The 15,885-nt window shown below is 38.5% G+C and carries 18 protein-coding genes; 16 read left to right on the forward strand and 2 right to left on the reverse strand.

Annotated elements, in window-relative coordinates; translation table 11 throughout:
- Positions 1-82: 82 nt before the first annotated feature.
- Positions 83-1,744, forward strand: coding sequence for a DNA polymerase III subunit gamma/tau (locus MTT29_RS01025; protein ID WP_429799498.1), 1,662 nt, complete (start codon positions 83-85; stop codon positions 1,742-1,744).
- Between the two features lie 906 nt (positions 1,745-2,650).
- On the opposite strand, the gene glnA is transcribed toward MTT29_RS01025, so the two are convergent.
- Positions 2,651-4,081, reverse strand: coding sequence for a type I glutamate--ammonia ligase (gene glnA, locus MTT29_RS01030; protein WP_103575036.1), 1,431 nt, complete (start codon positions 4,079-4,081; stop codon positions 2,651-2,653).
- Positions 4,082-4,168: 87 nt separating this feature from the next.
- A complete protein-coding gene (locus MTT29_RS01035) occupies positions 4,169-4,948 on the reverse strand; it encodes a histidinol-phosphatase (protein WP_429799499.1) in 780 nt (259 codons plus the stop codon).
- 136 nt (positions 4,949-5,084) lie between these two features.
- Between MTT29_RS01035 and MTT29_RS01040 the strand changes: the two genes are divergently transcribed.
- The 15 genes from MTT29_RS01040 (at position 5,085) to trmD (ending at position 15,878) form a co-directional block, all read left to right on the forward strand.
- Complete coding sequence (locus tag MTT29_RS01040; protein ID WP_103571343.1) at positions 5,085-5,843, forward strand: chemotaxis protein; 759 nt, start codon at positions 5,085-5,087, stop codon at positions 5,841-5,843.
- Positions 5,843-7,102: a peptidase U32 family protein gene (locus MTT29_RS01045; protein ID WP_429799500.1), complete on the forward strand. Its 1,260-nt coding sequence runs from the start codon at positions 5,843-5,845 to the stop codon at positions 7,100-7,102. Before MTT29_RS01040 ends, MTT29_RS01045 begins: the two co-directional genes overlap by 1 nt.
- A complete protein-coding gene (gene purE, locus MTT29_RS01050) occupies positions 7,099-7,593 on the forward strand; it encodes a 5-(carboxyamino)imidazole ribonucleotide mutase (RefSeq protein WP_429799501.1) in 495 nt (164 codons plus the stop codon). Before MTT29_RS01045 ends, purE begins: the two co-directional genes overlap by 4 nt.
- An 11-nt stretch (positions 7,594-7,604) precedes the next feature.
- On the forward strand, positions 7,605-8,078 hold the full coding sequence (locus MTT29_RS01055; RefSeq protein WP_103620667.1) for a DUF3972 domain-containing protein: 474 nt from the start codon (positions 7,605-7,607) through the stop codon (positions 8,076-8,078).
- 3 nt (positions 8,079-8,081) lie between these two features.
- On the forward strand, positions 8,082-8,498 hold the full coding sequence (locus MTT29_RS01060; protein ID WP_429799502.1) for a GyrI-like domain-containing protein: 417 nt from the start codon (positions 8,082-8,084) through the stop codon (positions 8,496-8,498).
- A 10-nt stretch (positions 8,499-8,508) separates the two neighbouring features.
- Positions 8,509-9,369 (forward strand): glycine--tRNA ligase subunit alpha, encoded by an 861-nt coding sequence (gene glyQ, locus MTT29_RS01065; protein WP_429799503.1) that lies wholly within the window; start codon positions 8,509-8,511, stop codon positions 9,367-9,369.
- A 6-nt stretch (positions 9,370-9,375) separates the two neighbouring features.
- Positions 9,376-10,098 carry a Nif3-like dinuclear metal center hexameric protein gene (locus MTT29_RS01070; protein WP_429799504.1) on the forward strand — a complete coding sequence of 241 codons (723 nt, stop codon included), beginning with the start codon at positions 9,376-9,378 and terminating at the stop codon, positions 10,096-10,098.
- 16 nt (positions 10,099-10,114) lie between these two features.
- Positions 10,115-10,822, forward strand: coding sequence for a zinc ribbon domain-containing protein (locus MTT29_RS01075; RefSeq protein ID WP_103634791.1), 708 nt, complete (start codon positions 10,115-10,117; stop codon positions 10,820-10,822).
- Positions 10,823-10,830: 8 nt separating this feature from the next.
- On the forward strand, positions 10,831-11,967 hold the full coding sequence (waaA, locus tag MTT29_RS01080; protein ID WP_429799505.1) for a lipid IV(A) 3-deoxy-D-manno-octulosonic acid transferase: 1,137 nt from the start codon (positions 10,831-10,833) through the stop codon (positions 11,965-11,967).
- Positions 11,964-12,722: an RluA family pseudouridine synthase gene (locus tag MTT29_RS01085; protein WP_429799506.1), complete on the forward strand. Its 759-nt coding sequence runs from the start codon at positions 11,964-11,966 to the stop codon at positions 12,720-12,722. Before waaA ends, MTT29_RS01085 begins: the two co-directional genes overlap by 4 nt.
- 62 nt (positions 12,723-12,784) lie before the next feature.
- The gene (ffh, locus tag MTT29_RS01090; RefSeq protein ID WP_103575948.1) at positions 12,785-14,125 is read left to right on the forward strand and encodes a signal recognition particle protein; all 1,341 of its coding nucleotides are present in this window, start codon (positions 12,785-12,787) and stop codon (positions 14,123-14,125) included.
- Between the two features lie 71 nt (positions 14,126-14,196).
- A complete protein-coding gene (gene rpsP / locus MTT29_RS01095) occupies positions 14,197-14,424 on the forward strand; it encodes a 30S ribosomal protein S16 (RefSeq protein WP_009293992.1) in 228 nt (75 codons plus the stop codon).
- The gene (locus MTT29_RS01100) at positions 14,424-14,666 is read left to right on the forward strand and encodes a KH domain-containing protein (protein WP_009293991.1); all 243 of its coding nucleotides are present in this window, start codon (positions 14,424-14,426) and stop codon (positions 14,664-14,666) included. The genes rpsP and MTT29_RS01100 overlap by 1 nt, the downstream gene beginning before the upstream one ends.
- Entirely contained in the window at positions 14,659-15,189 is a 531-nt protein-coding gene (rimM, locus tag MTT29_RS01105; protein ID WP_429799507.1) for a ribosome maturation factor RimM, read from the forward strand. Before MTT29_RS01100 ends, rimM begins: the two co-directional genes overlap by 8 nt.
- Positions 15,186-15,878: a tRNA (guanosine(37)-N1)-methyltransferase TrmD gene (gene trmD / locus MTT29_RS01110; RefSeq protein WP_429799508.1), complete on the forward strand. Its 693-nt coding sequence runs from the start codon at positions 15,186-15,188 to the stop codon at positions 15,876-15,878. The genes rimM and trmD overlap by 4 nt, the downstream gene beginning before the upstream one ends.
- Positions 15,879-15,885 lie beyond the last annotated feature (7 nt).

A 15,885-nucleotide genomic window follows, 5' to 3' on the forward strand; every position in this document is an offset into this window, starting at 1 on the left:
GCAAAATTTAACTTTATCATAACCATAAATTTATGCCTTTTTTTATAAAATCAGCAAATTAAAATTGCAAAAAGGAAAGCAGTTGCAAGCACTAGCCCTAAAATATCGACCAAAAAATTTTGACGAGCTCATCGGACAAGAAGCTGTAAGCAAGAGCCTAACTCACGCACTTGATGAGAACAGAGTGAGCCATGCTTATTTGTTTTCAGGCCTTAGGGGAAGTGGCAAGACATCGAGCGCTAGGATATTTGCAAAGGCTTTGGTCTGCGAGAAAGGGCCAACTTCTAGGCCTTGTGAGGTCTGCGCGCAGTGCGTTATGGCAAACGAGTCGCGCCACATGGATATCATCGAGATGGATGCGGCCAGCCACAGAAAGATCGACGACATAAGGGAGCTTATCGAGCAGACAAAATACGCTCCGACGGCTGCTAGATATAAAATTTTTATCATCGACGAAGTGCATATGCTAACAAAAGAGGCATTTAATGCCCTTCTTAAAACGCTTGAAGAGCCACCAAGCTATGTTAAATTTATCTTAGCAACGACCGACCCTTTGAAGCTGCCAACGACGGTGCTTTCAAGGACGCAGCATTTTAGATTTAAGCAGATAAGCAGATATGAGATCGTAAAACACCTTGAATTTATCCTTAGCAAAGAGGGCGTGAGCTACGAGAGGGAGGCGCTTGAGATACTAGCTAGAAGCGGCGGCGGCTCGCTAAGAGATACGCTAACCCTGCTTGATCAAGCTATCATTTATGGCGCTGGCAATATCACAAAATCAAGCGTGGCAGCGATGCTCGGACTTCTTGATCCAAGTAGGATCGAGCAGATCATCGAGCACGTCGCAAATGCCGATAAAAACGCCATAAGAGTGCTAGTAACCGAGCTTGAGACCTATGAGCCAGAGATGATCATAGATGAAATTTTGGCAAATTTAAAGCAGAGATTTTTAGACAATGATCCAAAATTTTCGCTTCTTATATATGAGAGATTTTTTAGGATTTTGGCGCAGGCAAAGTCGATGTTAAGTGTATCAAGCGATAATGGCTTTGTGCTGATGTTAATGCTCTTTATGATGATAGAGGCGCTAAATTTACAAGATATCGATGAAGCCATAAAGCTTGCTAAGAGCGAGCCTAGAGTGGCTATAGAGCCAAAAGCTGGCGTGAGTGAGCAAATCTTAGCCCTAAAAGAGGTGCCAAAGTCGCCCTACGAGCAGTTTGTGGCAAAAATTTATGATAGAAGCTTTGAGCTTGGAGAAATTTTTAAAAACCACATAAGTTTTAGCTTTTTAAATGAAAATGAGCTTGGCTTAGTTGTCAATGCTACTGGCGATGAGCTGGCATTTTTCAAAAAAAGCTGGGGCGTAATGCATGAAATTTTACATACAATTTTTGGTAAAAAGATCAAGATCGTAAATGCCAAAACACAAATTCCTGCCGCAAAGTCTGAGCTACAAACTAAGCCACAAGAGCCACAGGATAAATATAGCTACCTTGACGAGGAGATCGCCAAGATAAAGGCTAGACAGCAAGACGAGCAAAAAGATGAGCCAGTAAAAGAGCCTGTTACGGCACGACAGATCGAGGCAAATGCGCTATCTCAGCCACAAAATGACTTTGCAAAAGAGCTGATGTCGCTAAGTCAGAGCAAAAGTCCAGAGGAGCTTAAAAAGCAAAGAGAAGAGGGCGTGATAAAAGAGGCAAATAGGCTCTTTGGACAGCCTGAAGTGCAAAATAGCTAGGGGTTTGAATCTTTTGTAAATTTGCTTGATTTAGCGCTTTAAATTTGACTTTTCTGGCGTAAATTTCTAAATAAAAGTGGTCAAATTTAGTTTTTTTATAAATTTATCTGCTGCTATCCTGACTAAATAAAATCTCAAATTTATATTGCAAATTTAAAAGAGTTAGGGCTTGTTAAATTTGAACTTTTAATGAGGCAGATAAATTTAAAATTTTGGCAATTTTGCCCCTTGTTTGCAAAATCAAACTTAGCTTAAATTTTTACCGCCGTAGGATTTTATATTTCAAATTTGAAGTTTTAAATTTATCCGATGCGGTTTTTTGGATATAAGCTTAAATTTCTAAATTCGCATGAACTTAGTCTTATTAAATTTAACCTTTCTAAAGCAAAATTTCTAAATAAAATTAGTCAAATTTAGCTTGTTGTTTTGTTTTGATGCTTAAATTTAAAGCCAAAATTTATCTGCTATGACCATTTTTGCTAGGCAAAATATCTAAACTAAAAAAATTTACAATGGCTATGGCTTGTTAATTTTTAAATTTATCCTTTTGGACAAAATTTCTAAACAAAAGTAGCCAAAATTTAGATAGGTGTTTTTGTTTTTATGTTTAAAGCTTGAAGTCTTAAATTTATCCGCCATGGCTTTTTTGGATATGAGCTTAAATTTCTAAATTTGCATGAGTTTGGGCTTATTAAATTTAAAATTTATTCTTGTGCGTAAAGCCAAGTTTAGCCCAAAATTTAACTATATAGATTTTATTTTTTTAAAAAATTTATCTGTTGTAGTTAAAAAATTTCTAAGCGATAATGCTTATTAGATTTAGATTTAAATTTAATAATCGCAGAATTTTATATTTTAAATTTGATTAAAAAGTCTCCAAGCCCAAAAAAGCTTGGAGATTGAGTTTTAGCAAGAGAAGCAAGTCTTAAACTCGTAAGCGGTTGGGCGCGCTTCGTAAGGCCAAACCTGAGTTTCAAATTTCATGTGCTGATAAGTGTCGATGAAAAGATCGCTCATTATCGGTTTTAGGTATTCGTTATCGCGGATAAGCGCTTCAAGGCTGCCACGAAGTGTGTGTGGGAGCTGCTCGATGCCGCGCTCTCTGATCTCATCAAGATGGAGTTTAAATAAATTCTCATCCATCGGACCAACCGGCTCGTATTTGTGTTTTACGCCGTCAAGGCCTGCCATTAGCATCGCTGAGAAGGCTAGGTAAGGGTTTGCCGTGCTGTCTGGAAATCTCATCTCAGCTCTAACTGACTTCTCGCCAGCGCCGTAAGGTATGCGGATGCTCGCTGAGCGGTTTTGGCTAGAGTATGTGAGGATAGATGGCGCTTCAAAGCCTGGGATTAGGCGTTTGTAGCTGTTTGTGCTAGGGTTTGTGAAAGCTGCAACGCTTCTTGCGTGTTTTAAAACGCCGCCGATGTAGTGTCTAGCAAAGTCACTTAAATTTGCGTAGTTGCCCTCTTTATAAAATAAATTTTTGCCGTCTTTCCAGACTGATTGATGCACGTGCATGCCGCTGCCGTTGTCGCCATAAAGTGGTTTTGGCATAAATGTAACTGTCTTGCCGTTTAGGTGAGCGACCATGCGAACGACGTATTTGTAAATTTGAACGTTGTCAGCAGCCTCGACTAAGTTGCCAAATTTCACGCCGATCTCGCCTTGACCTTGTGCGACTTCGTGGTGTCCTAAAAATACTTCAAGGCCAACTTGCTCTAAAACTTGCATCATTTCAGCTCTTAGATCGACCATGCTGTCGATCGGCTGAGTCATCAAGTAGCCGCCTTTTCTGCGTGGGCGGTGGCCTGTGTTGTAGCTATCTTTGAAGTCTGCAGCGTCGTTCCACTCGCCTTCTTCGCTATCTACTTGATACATCGCACAGTTTGGGCTGTCGATGATTTTGACGTTGTCAAATACAAAAAATTCATTCTCAGGGCCAAAATATGCCTCGTCGCCAAGTCCGCTATCTTTTACATATTGCATCGCTCTTTTTGCGATCGAGCGAGGGCATTTTTCATAAATTTGACCTTTGTAAATGTCGTAGATATCGCAGAAAACAACGACTGTGATGTCAGAGGTAAATGGGTCCAAAAACGCAGATGTCGCTTCTGGCTTCATTATCATATCGCTCTTGTCGATTGGCTGCCAGCCGTTCATCGAGCTAGCGTCCATCGGGATGCCGTTTGTGAAATTCTCTTTTGTAACAGCTTTTATGTTGTAGCTTATGCTGTGCCAAGCGCCGTTTAGATCGGTAAATCTAAAATCTACAAATTTAACTTCATTTTCTTTGCAAAAATCAAAAAAATGATCGATGTTTTGGACAAATTTTCCCATTTTTTATCTCCTTCTAGTTTTTAATTTTCGTATTGTATCACAAAATTTTATATTTAAGATTATTTTTATATTTTATTTGACCCCAAACTAAAATTTTACTAATTCTCTATCTCTATTTTTAAATATCGCACACTTTGAATATCCCAAATTTCTAGCTATCTGCTCGCAAATTTCGCCGTTTTTGCCGATATCTTCTTTGGCGTGAGCGTCTGAGCCAAAGGTGATGGTTATGTCATTTTCGGCGACAAGTTCTAGTAAATTTATGCTTGGATATTGCTCGCCGACAGGCTTTCTAAAGCCAGCTGCGTTTATCTCAACTACCAAATTTGCCTCTTTTATCGCTTTTATCGCGTTTTTGGCTAGGATCCTGACATCTTTTTTAGGTAAAAATTTAAAGAGTTTTAAAAGATCGATGTGCCCCATGATGTCAAATTTACCAAGTTTGGCTGATCTTTCTATGTGGTCAAAATACTCTTGCCAAATTTGATCTAGGTCTTTGCCCTCGTAACCACCGATAAATTCAGGATTGTCAAACGCCCAGCCGTTAAAAAAATGCACAGAGCCTATTAGATAATCAACCTTTCTAGCAAAAACTCGCTCGTCCATAAAGCCATCTAAAAAGTCCATCTCGTAGCCAAGTAAAATTTCTATCTCACCGCTAAATTCCTCTCTTAAACGTAAAATTTCGTCTTCGTAGCTTTGCATCTCTTCAAATTTCATCCTATAAGCTTTATCGTAGTTCATCGGTGCGTGATCGCTAAAGCCAAAGTATTTTGTGCTAGCTTTTATGGCGCATCTCACAAATTCTAGCGGTTCGCCAACTGCGTGGTTGCAAAGCGGTGTGTGGTTGTGAATATCGACGGTCATTTTTAGCCTTTTAAAGTCGTTTATTTTTCAAAAATGCTACCTAAAATTTGATAAATTTAAAGATAAACGCATACTTTTTAAACTTTCTTTTTATTTAAATCCTATATAATCAAGGCAAATTTTATTAGGAGCTTTTATGACCCAAGAGGAACTTGACGCGCTTATGGCGGGCGGATTAGAGGATGATTTAGGTGATACTAAAGATGCCAGCCAAGAGGTCGCGGACGTCAAAGAGGAAACAGACGAGGTAGCAGAAGTTGCAGAGGCAATGAGTGCTAAAGCAGATGAGCCACAAGTAAAGTCAGAGAGTAGCTCAAAACAGAGCGAAAACTACAGAGTGAGTGCAGACGGCGTTTGGCCACCGCCACCACCAACTGAAGACCATAAAATGGTGCATCAGCTTGACGATGTGACAAGAGATAGTGAAGAGAAAGCTACTCAGATGTTTGACAAGCTTGAGACGATAAATAACTTTTTTATGGACGCTGAGAGCGACTCAAACAGCCTAAAAGATGCGATAAACTCAAACGTTGAGCTATTTACAACGCTAAGTGAGAAATTTCCAAATATTGCCGCATTTAGCGAGGCTTTAGAGAAAAACAACTCGCTTCTTGGCACGATCGATAATATCATCGGAAATTTACAAATGGGACAAGATGAGATCATGATGGCTATGGATATGATGCAGTATCAAGACATCCACAGACAAAAGATAGAGCGTGTTATCAACGTTATGAGGGCACTTAGCAAATATATGAATACATTGTTTGAAGGTCGTATCGATGATGATAAGCGCGTGGGATCTGCTGTTCATATCGCTGGTGATACAACGACTGAAAACCTTGTCAGTAACGACGACATCGAAGCCTTGATAGAAAGTCTAGGTAAAAAATAGTGCTAAAAAGGCCTGAGCTTTTATCTCCAGCTGGAAATTTAACAAAACTTAAAATCGCCCTTGAATACGGAGCCGACGCTGTTTATGGCTCTGTGGCTAGCTTTTCGCTAAGGACTAGATCGGCAAGGGAGTTTAACCTTGAAACATTCAAAGAGGCGATAGACTACACACACGAAAAGGGAAAGAAATTTTATGCGACCATAAATGCCTTTCCTTTTAACTCTCAGATAGAGCCACTAAAAAGGCACTTACAAACCATCTCAGCGATGAAGCCAGACGCCTTTATCATCGCAACTCCAGGCGTCATGAGCCTAGCAAAAGAGATCGCTCCAGATATCGAGATACACCTCTCAACTCAGGCAAACGTTATGAACGTTTTGGACGCTAAAATTTATCACGATATGGGCGCAAAACGCATCGTCGTGGCACGTGAAATGAATTTAAAAGATGTTATAAAGATAAAAGAGGAAATTCCAACTCTTGATATCGAAATTTTCGTCCATGGCTCGATGTGCTTTGCCTATTCTGGAAGATGTTTGGTAAGCTCCGTGCAAAGCGGTCGTATGTCAAACCGCGGCAGCTGTGCAAATGACTGCAGGTTTAAGTACGAACTTTATGCCAAAAATGAAGAGAGCGGCGTGCTTTTCCGCTTAGAAGAGGACGAAAATGGCACTCACATCATGAACTCAAAAGATCTTTGCCTCATCTCACACATCAAAGAGATCGTTGATAGCGGCGTGATAGATAGCTTTAAGATAGAGGGCCGCACAAAGAGCGAATACTACGCAGCCTGCACAGCAAGAGCCTATAAAATGGCGATAGATGACGCCATGGACGATAAATTTGACGCGCAAATTTATGAAAATGAGATAAATACACTGAAAAATCGTGGCTTTACGGACGGCTACTTGGTGCATAGACCCTATGAGCGAACCGATACGCAAAATCACACAAGTAGCCTAGAAGAGGGCACTCATCAGGTAAATGCTATAAGTGAAGATGGCGAGTTTTTTAAGTGCAAGTATAAAATTTTTCCAGATAAGGGCTACGAGATCGTAGCACCGACTGGCTCACACATAGATGATAGTGAAAATGAAATTTCAAAGGTCTATTCGCAAGATGGCAAGAAATTTATCAAATTTAAGCAGCTCGTTACCAAAAAAGGCAAGGTCATGAGCGAAATTCATAGCGGCAATGAAAATGAGATAAACCTTGGCGTTAAGCTGCCAAAATTTAGTTTTTTAAGGGAGAAAATATGAAATTTGTTTCTATTATAATGGGAAGTAAAAGCGACTATGAGATCGTCAGCGAGGCAGCAAAGACTCTGGAGAAATTTGGCGTAAAATATGAACTGATAATCAGCTCAGCTCACAGAAGCCCAAAAAGAACTAGCGAATACGTCGCAAATGCCGAGAAAAAGGGCGCAAAAGTCTTCATCGCAGCTGCTGGCATGGCAGCTCACCTAGCTGGAGCGATCGCTGCAAATACAACAAAACCAGTTATCGGCATACCAATGGCTGGCTCAGCTCTAAGCGGCGTTGATGCACTTTACTCAACCGTGCAAATGCCAAGTGGCATGCCAGTGGCAACCCTAGCTATCGGCAAGGCTGGCGCGATAAATGCAGCCTATCTTGCGGTGCAAATTTTAGCCATTGAAGATGAGGGGCTAGCAAGCGCGCTAAAGGCCGACAGAGAGGCAAAGATAAAGGCTTTAGAGGATGATTCTTTAAAGGTTGAAGTGATACTATAAAAGGAGAAGTGGTGCAGACCTATCTTGGAGTTGATGAATTTTGCAAACTTGTGCACTTGGAGCACGAAGTTATCGAGGATATGATAAATCGTGGCGTTTTGAAAACCAAAGAGGAAAATGGAGAAATTTTGATAGAAGCGAGCGAGGGAACGATGAGCGTAGTGCCTAGTGTTTCGCAAAATTTATCTTTGCAGCCGCAAAGCCAAGATGGTTTTACCTTTGTCGAAAAGACGATCGGCACGATACTAAATTTACACGAAAAGGTGCTTGACGCAAAAGATGAGACGCTTGAGACCTTAAGAAATGAGAATAAATTTTTAAAAGAGGCGCTTATTTCGATGCAAGAGCTCTATGACGAGGATAGAAAAACGGTCGAGACACTTACAAAACAGCTTAAAATTTCACAAGATGAAGTTGAATTTTTAAAACGAAAATACAAGCTCATGTGGAACCAAGCGGTTGAAAATTTCAACGGACAAAAGTAGTTTATGAAGACTATAAATTTAGAGGATAGTTTTGAAATTTACGGAGTAAAAACTCGTACTAAAAATGAAGATGAAATGGACGGCAACGGCAAAATTCCAGCTTTATGGTCCAAATTTATGAATGAATACTATGATGGCAAGAGTGAAATTTATAGTGTTTACTGTAACTACGAAAGTGATTTTAATGGACATTACGATAACTTCATCGGCACAATATCACGCCAAAAAGATAGTGAAAATTTAAATATACAAAGCGGAAAGTACGCTCTTTTTAGCTTTGCAAATGAGCCACAAAATGTTGCAAAATTTTGGGATGAAATTTGGAGATATTTTGAAAGTAGCGAGCTAGAAAGAACCTATAAAACAGACTTTGAAAAATACCTAAAAAATAAAATAGAAGTTTATATATCAATAAAATAAAAGGCAAAAAATGACATTTTCACAAATAATACTAACGCTTCAAAACTATTGGCAAGAGCAAGGCTGTGTCATACTTCAGCCATACGACATGCCAGCAGGTGCGGGCACATATCATCAAGCGACATTTTTAAGAAGCCTTGGACCAAAGCCGTGGGCGACCGCATACGTAGCTCCAAGCCGCCGTCCGACTGATGGTAGATACGGCGAAAACCCAAACCGCCTTGGTGCTTATTATCAGTTTCAAGTGCTTATAAAACCAAGTCCAGAAAATATCCAAGAGCTTTACCTAAAAAGCCTTGAAAGACTTGGTCTAAATTTGAAAAATCACGATATCCGCTTTGTCGAAGACAACTGGGAGAGCCCGACACTTGGTGCTTGGGGGCTTGGCTGGGAGGTCTGGCTAGACGGCATGGAAGTGACGCAATTTACCTATTTCCAACAAGTGGGTGGCATCGCATGCGAGCTCATATCTGGTGAGATAACATACGGTCTTGAGCGCTTAGCTATGTATCTACAAGATGTAAATAGCGTCTACGACATCGTTTGGGACGACTCTAGTGGCAACATCGTAACCTACGCTGATGTGCACAAGCAAGGCGAGTATGAGTGGAGCAAATATAACTTTGAAGTGGCAAATGTTGATATGCTTTTTAACCAGTTTGAAAACGCATTTGGCGAGTGCAAACGCTGCTTGGAGGCCAAAATTTCACTGCCAGCTTACGACTACTGCATGCTTGCAGCTCATACATTTAACGTCCTTGATGCGCGCGGAGCGATAAGTGTGACGCAAAGACAAGACTACATCTTAAAAATTCGCGAGCTTGCAAAAGAGTGCGCGCTAACATATAAAGAGAGCTTAGAGCAAAAGTAAAATTTGATGAAAATAGATGAAATTTATAAAAATTTAGATGAAATTTGCCCATTTTCGAGCCAAGAGTCTTGGGACAATAGTGGCTTGCAGGTTGGCTCATTTGACAGCGAATTTGAGCGAATTTATCTAAGCCTTGATATTGATAGCGAGGTTTTGCAAAATATATTGCCAAACTCGCTCATCATCACTCACCATCCACTCATTTTTAAAGGGCTAAAGCGCCTAGACTACAGCCTCTATCCAAGCTCGCTCATAAGAGAGATGATTATAAAAAATATCTCGCTCATTTCGCTTCACACAAATGCCGACCTTGCATTTTTAAATGAAAAATTTGTGACGCAGGTTTTGGGGCTTGAAATTTCAAGCAAAGAGGGCTTTTTGATCTACGCTGATGTGAATATGAAATTTAGCGAGCTTTGCAAATTTGTAAAAGAAAAACTTGGGCTAGAAAATTTAAGAGTAGTTCATGCAAAAGATGAAATTTCTAAAATTTGCATCTGCACTGGAAGCGGCGCAGATCTCATCCAAGATGTCAAAGCAGACGCCTTTTTAACAGGCGATCTAAAGTATCACCAAGCCCTTTATGCAAAGGAAAATGGACTAAATTTGATAGACATAAACCACTATGAAAGTGAGCGTTATTTTAGTGATTTTTTAGCAAAATATTTGCAAAATCTAAAAATTGAAGTTATAATAAGCAATTCTAAAAACCCATTTACATATTGCTAACAAAAAAGGAAACATTATGAATAAATATTTACAACAATTAGTTGAATTATCTGATCTTGACAAACAAATAGACGGTTTCACACCGCGCATACAAGAAGTAGAAAAAGCCTATAAAAGCATAGAAGAAGAGTGCGAAACTATAGCAGTTAATGCAGAAAGACTTGACGAAGAGGTAAATGATCTAAAATCACAAAAATCAGGCACAAACGCTCATATCGCTGAATTTAGCGCCAAGATCAAAGACGTAGCTAAAAAAAGCTCGAGCGCTAAAAGCGAAAAAGAGATAAAAGCGCTAGGTCTTGAAGAAGATATCGCAAAAGAGCAACTTGAAGCAGCAAACGAAGAGATCGCTAGACTTGAAAAACTAATAGACAATAAAAATGCTCAAAAAGATGAGCTAAATGCTAAAAAAACAGAGCTTGAAGGAAATTTAGAAAAGATAAAAAGCGAGGTTTCATCTGAGCTTGAAAAGATTGAAAAAGAGCGCAAAGAGGTATATGCTAAAAAAGATAAACTTGTCGCTGCGATGAACCAAAAGATCTTAGCGTTTTACGAAAAGATCAGAAAATGGGCTCACAACACAGCTGTTGTACCAGTCAAAAAACAAGCTTGTTATGGCTGCTTTATGCAGATAAATGATAAAACTTTCTCTGCGGTTGTAAAAGGCGAAGACATCGTTACTTGCCCGCATTGTGGCAGAATTTTATATAAACAAGAGCAATAACACGTTTCGTGATAATAATATATTATTTTTTAGCCTCAATACTCTACTTTTTTGGGGCTATTTTTCTACTTTTATTAAGTTTCAAAAAAAAATATCATAGATCGATCCCAGCACGTTTTTTTATCTTTAATAACCCCAAATTTCAAGACGCAGATGTGCATTTTCACGCTTGCTCGTTTGGCGAGGTGCAAGCGCTTAAGCCTTTGATGCAAAAAATTGACAGCAAGGCCATAAGCGTGGTGACAAATACTGGCTTTGAAGCGGCAAGTAAAATTTGCTCAAACACAAGATTTTTGCCATTTGAAATTTTCTTGCCATTTTGGTTAAAAAAGAGCAAAATTTTAGTCATTTTTGAGGCAGAGCTTTGGCTAATGCTAGTTTTTATGGCAAAGCTAAAAGGTAGCCGAGTGATCCTGGTAAATGCTAGAATTTCAGATAGGAGCTACAAAAGCTACTTAAAATTTGGCTTTTTTTACAGATATATTTTTAAATTTATAGATAAAATTTACGCCCAAAGTGAACTTGATAAAGAGAGGCTAAAGTCGCTTGGAGCGGGCGAAATAGAGGTCGTTGGTAACATAAAAGCTGCATTTTTGCCAAGCGTGAGTAGAGTTTATGAAAAGCCAAAAGCTAGAGTGATCGTGCTAGCAAGCACGCATGCTGGTGAAGAAGAGATGATTTTAGATAATTTAAATTTAAAAGAAAACGATCTTTTAATCATCGCACCACGCCATCCTGAGAGATTTGCAGAGGTTGAAAAGCTAGCTAGCGAGTACGCTAAAAAGTATGGCTTTAGTTTTGCAAAATTTAGCCAAACACATAAATTTGATGCTAAAGTAAATTTGCTTGACACTTTAGGCGAGCTTGTAAATGTCTATGCTATTAGCGATATAGTCGTGCTTGGAGGCAGTTTTGTGCCAAATATCGGCGGGCATAATCCAATCGAGTGTGCGAAATTTAACCCAGTGATAATCAGCGGCGAGTTTATATTTAACCAAAAGGCGCTATTTAGCCTAGTTGAAAACATCTATATCGCAAGGGCGAGCGAGATCGGCGGCATAATAGATAGTGGCGCCAAAAAAAGCAGTATCGCCGTGCAAGCAAGCGCTGATGCGATTATAGAAGATATAAGGAGTACTTTATGAGTGAAGAAAAAGCGTATAAAATTTTAGCCAAGCAAAAAAACATCTCAAACAACGAGGCAAAGGAGCTAATCGACAGTGGACTAGTCTATGCCAAGGGGCAAAAGGTGATGATCGCTCGTGCGCTGATGAGTGAAAATACTAAATTTAGCGTCGAAGATATGCCAAAGCCAAGCGTTATCTTTGAAGATGAAAATTTAATAGCAATTAATAAACCAGCTGCCATAACTAGTGAAAAAATCAGCCAAATGTATAAATTTCCGCTTCTTCACAGGCTCGATAAGGACACAAGCGGGGTGCTGCTTCTTGTAAAAAATGATGAATTTGCAAGCCTTGCCATAAATGAGTTTAAAAAGATGAAGGTTGAGAAAATTTACGTGGCCGCAGTTAGGGGTATCATGAGCGAGGAAGTGGTCGTAAATGAGCCGATCTTAACGATAAAAAATAAAAATGGTGCCATTTCAAAGATCTCAAAAGATGGCAAAGAGGCGATCAGTGAAATTTCACCGCTCATGGTTGTTGGCAAAAAAACGCTGGTAAAAGTGGTCATAAAAACAGGCAGGACGCATCAGATAAGAGTGCATTTAGCTAGTTTAAATTTACCTATTGTTGGCGATGAGAAATATGGCAAAAATAGGTCAAATAGAATGTTTTTGCATGCCTATTCTATCGCTCTTTTAAACTATAAATTTAAAGCGCCGATACCAAGAGAATTTAACTCTTTTGGATTTGAACTATCTAATAAATTTGAAATTTAAAGAGCAATAAAGAAATTATTTAGTAATATACGCCCTTTAATAACAATTTAGAAAGGTGATTAGTGTTCGAACAAATTAGCGAGTCTTTTAGATTAGCCGTTAGTAAGATACGTTTTGTAGATGACGAAAAAGCTCTAAAAAACGCACTTGACGTGCTTAAAAAAGCTCTTTTAAAAGCTGATGTTCACCATAAAGTCACCAAAGATCTACTCGCGTCTATCGAAAGCGAACTAAAGCAAACCGGCGTTGGCCAAAAGAATTTCCTAGATGCGATCAAGTCAAATTTAACGACTATCTTAACAGCTCCTGGCAATCAAGGCTTTGTCTATGCGCCAGTTGCACCGACTATTGTTTTGATGGCTGGCTTGCAAGGCAGTGGTAAAACAACGACAACTATCAAGCTTGCAAACTATCTAAAACTAAGAAAGAAAAAAGTTTTAGTTGCTGCTTGTGACTTGCAAAGATTAGCAGCTGTTGAGCAGCTAAGACAGCTCTGCGTTGCAAATGAGATCGATCTTTTTTATATAGAAAATGAAAACAACCCTATAAAAGTAGCAAAAGAAGCGCTGGAAAAAGCAAAAAGCGGTCTTTATGATGTGCTTTTAGTGGATACCGCTGGTCGTCTTGCGATCGATGAAAAATTGATGCAAGAGATAAAAGATGTAAAAAATGCGATAAATCCACATGAAATTTTCTACGTAGCTGACGCTATGAGTGGACAAGATGCTGTAAAAACAGCTACAAGCTTTAATGAAATTTTGGGAATTTCTGGAGTTATTCTTTCTAAATTTGACTCTGACTCAAAGGGCGGCGTAGCTATTAGTATAGCAAAACAGCTAAATATCCCACTAAGATTTGTCGGTACTGGCGAGAAAGTAGCTGATATCGAGAGCTTTATACCAGATCGTATCGTAAGCCGTATAATGGGCGAGGGTGACTTAGCTACTTTGGTTGAGAAAACATCGACTATTATTGATGAAAAAGAGGCAAAACGTCTAAATCAAAAGATAAAAAAAGGTCAGTTTAACTTTAACGACTTTTTAGATCAAATGGAAAGCGTTAAAAAGCTTGGTAGCATGAAGTCTTTGATGGGGATGATACCTGGACTTTCAGGACTTGCAAATCAGATAAAAGATATAGACCTTGATAATTCAAAAGAAATTTTGCATATTAAAGCTATGATAAACTCTATGACGCAAAAAGAGCGTGAAAATCCAGACCTTTTAAACAATAGCAGAAAAAGGCGTTTGGCAGCTGGCTCTGGACTATCTCAAGTAGAAGTAAATCGCTTTTTAAAGCAGTTTGAAAATGCCTCAAAGCTTGCTAAGAAATTTTCAGGAAAAGGCGGAGCAAAAGGACTTGCAAATATGCTTTCACAAGCAAATTTAAAAAGACCTGTTTGATAAAAGGGTTTAAATTTGGATATTTGTTATCTAAATTTAAGCTTTATTTAAAAACAAGAGGAGAATATAATATGGCAACAGTAGTAAGACTAACAAGAATGGGACGTAAAAAAAGACCTTTTTATCGTATAGTTGTTACAGATAGTAGAAAAAGACGCGATAGCGGTTGGATAGAGAGCATTGGTTATTATAACCCTATGGTTGAGCCAAATGTTATAAATTTCAACAAAGAGAGATTAGACTACTGGAAAAGCGTTGGCGCTAAACTTAGCGATAGAGTTGCGCAAATTACAAAATAATGGTTGAAAATTTTTTATACGAATATGCCAAGCTGATAGCTGATTTTCCTGAAAAGGTAACTATCGAGCGTCAAGAGCTTGGTGAAAATTTTGTCGAGATTATTATAAGTGCCGATAAGGTTGATACTGGAAAACTTATTGGCAAAGACGGCAAAATGATAAATGCTATAAAGACCGTTATTATTGGCTGTAAAGCCAAAGACAATACAAGTTATAGAGTAACGGTAAAAGCTATTGAATAGTGATATTGTTGAAGTCGCTACCATTGGGAGATGTGTTGGTTTAAAGGGCTATTTAAAGCTTCACAATAAGAGCGACTTCCCAGAACAATTTAAAAAAGGCGCAACCTTTTTTGATAAAAACAATGATCAGCTCATCATAAAAGACTACAACAAACAAAAAGAGCTGGTTTTGTTTGAAAATTTTGATGACTTAGATCTTGCCAAAACACTTGTAAATAGAACTATCTACACTACAAAAGAGCTCACTAGAAAAAACTGCAAGTTAAAAAAAGATGAATTTTTTCAGTTTGATATTATTGGATTAAAAGTAGTAGAAAATGGTGAAATTTTAGGCATTGTAGAAGATATTCAAGATAATTTTGCAAATTCACTTTTATACATAAAAACAGACGAAGAGCTTATCGTAGCCGGCAAACCAAAGAATTTCTACATTCCATATTTGGAGCGCTTTATCGAAAGCGTAAATTTGGAAAGTGGAGAGATTTTAGTAAAAGGTGCTAGAGATATCTTAGAAAATTCATGAAATTTACGTTTATTACACTTTTTGAAAATTTAGTCAAACCTTACTTTTGTGATTCTATTTTAAAACGTGCAATTAGCAATAAATTTATAGAAATTGATTTCATAAATCCAAGAAATTTTACCAACGATAAGCACAATAAAGTTGATGATTATATGATCGGAGGCGGAGCAGGGCTTTTGATGTTTCCACAGCCTTTGGATGAGTCGATCAAATTTTTAAAAGTAAAAGACAAAAATACCCATGTTATTTTTTTGACACCAGCCGGTAAAAAATTTAGTCAAAATGATGCAAAGAGGCTCTCTAAAAAAGATCATATTTGTTTTGTCTGCAGTAGATATGAAGGTCTTGATGAGAGAGTTGTTGAACTTTGGGCGGACGAAGTTTTTTGTATAGGTGATTTTATTTTAACTGGCGGAGAGCTGCCCGCACTTTGTATGAGTGACGCGATATCAAGAAATGTGCCCGGAGTTTTAGGAAACGACATGAGCCTTGAAGTGGAGAGTTTTGAGGGTAATCTGCTTGAAGCTCCATCTTTTACAAAACCTGATAATTTTAAATCCCTCTTTGTGGTTTCAGAGTTTTTAAAGGGTAATCATGCTAAAATCCACAACTTAAAAAACAAGATGGCTCACTGCAAAACAAGGTACTTTCGCCCTGATTTATATCAAAAGCTAAAGCCACATAAATAAGGAAAAA

Origin of the sequence: Campylobacter concisus (assembly GCF_050447485.1) — a bacterium.
GTDB lineage: Bacteria > Campylobacterota > Campylobacteria > Campylobacterales > Campylobacteraceae > Campylobacter_A > Campylobacter_A concisus_BQ.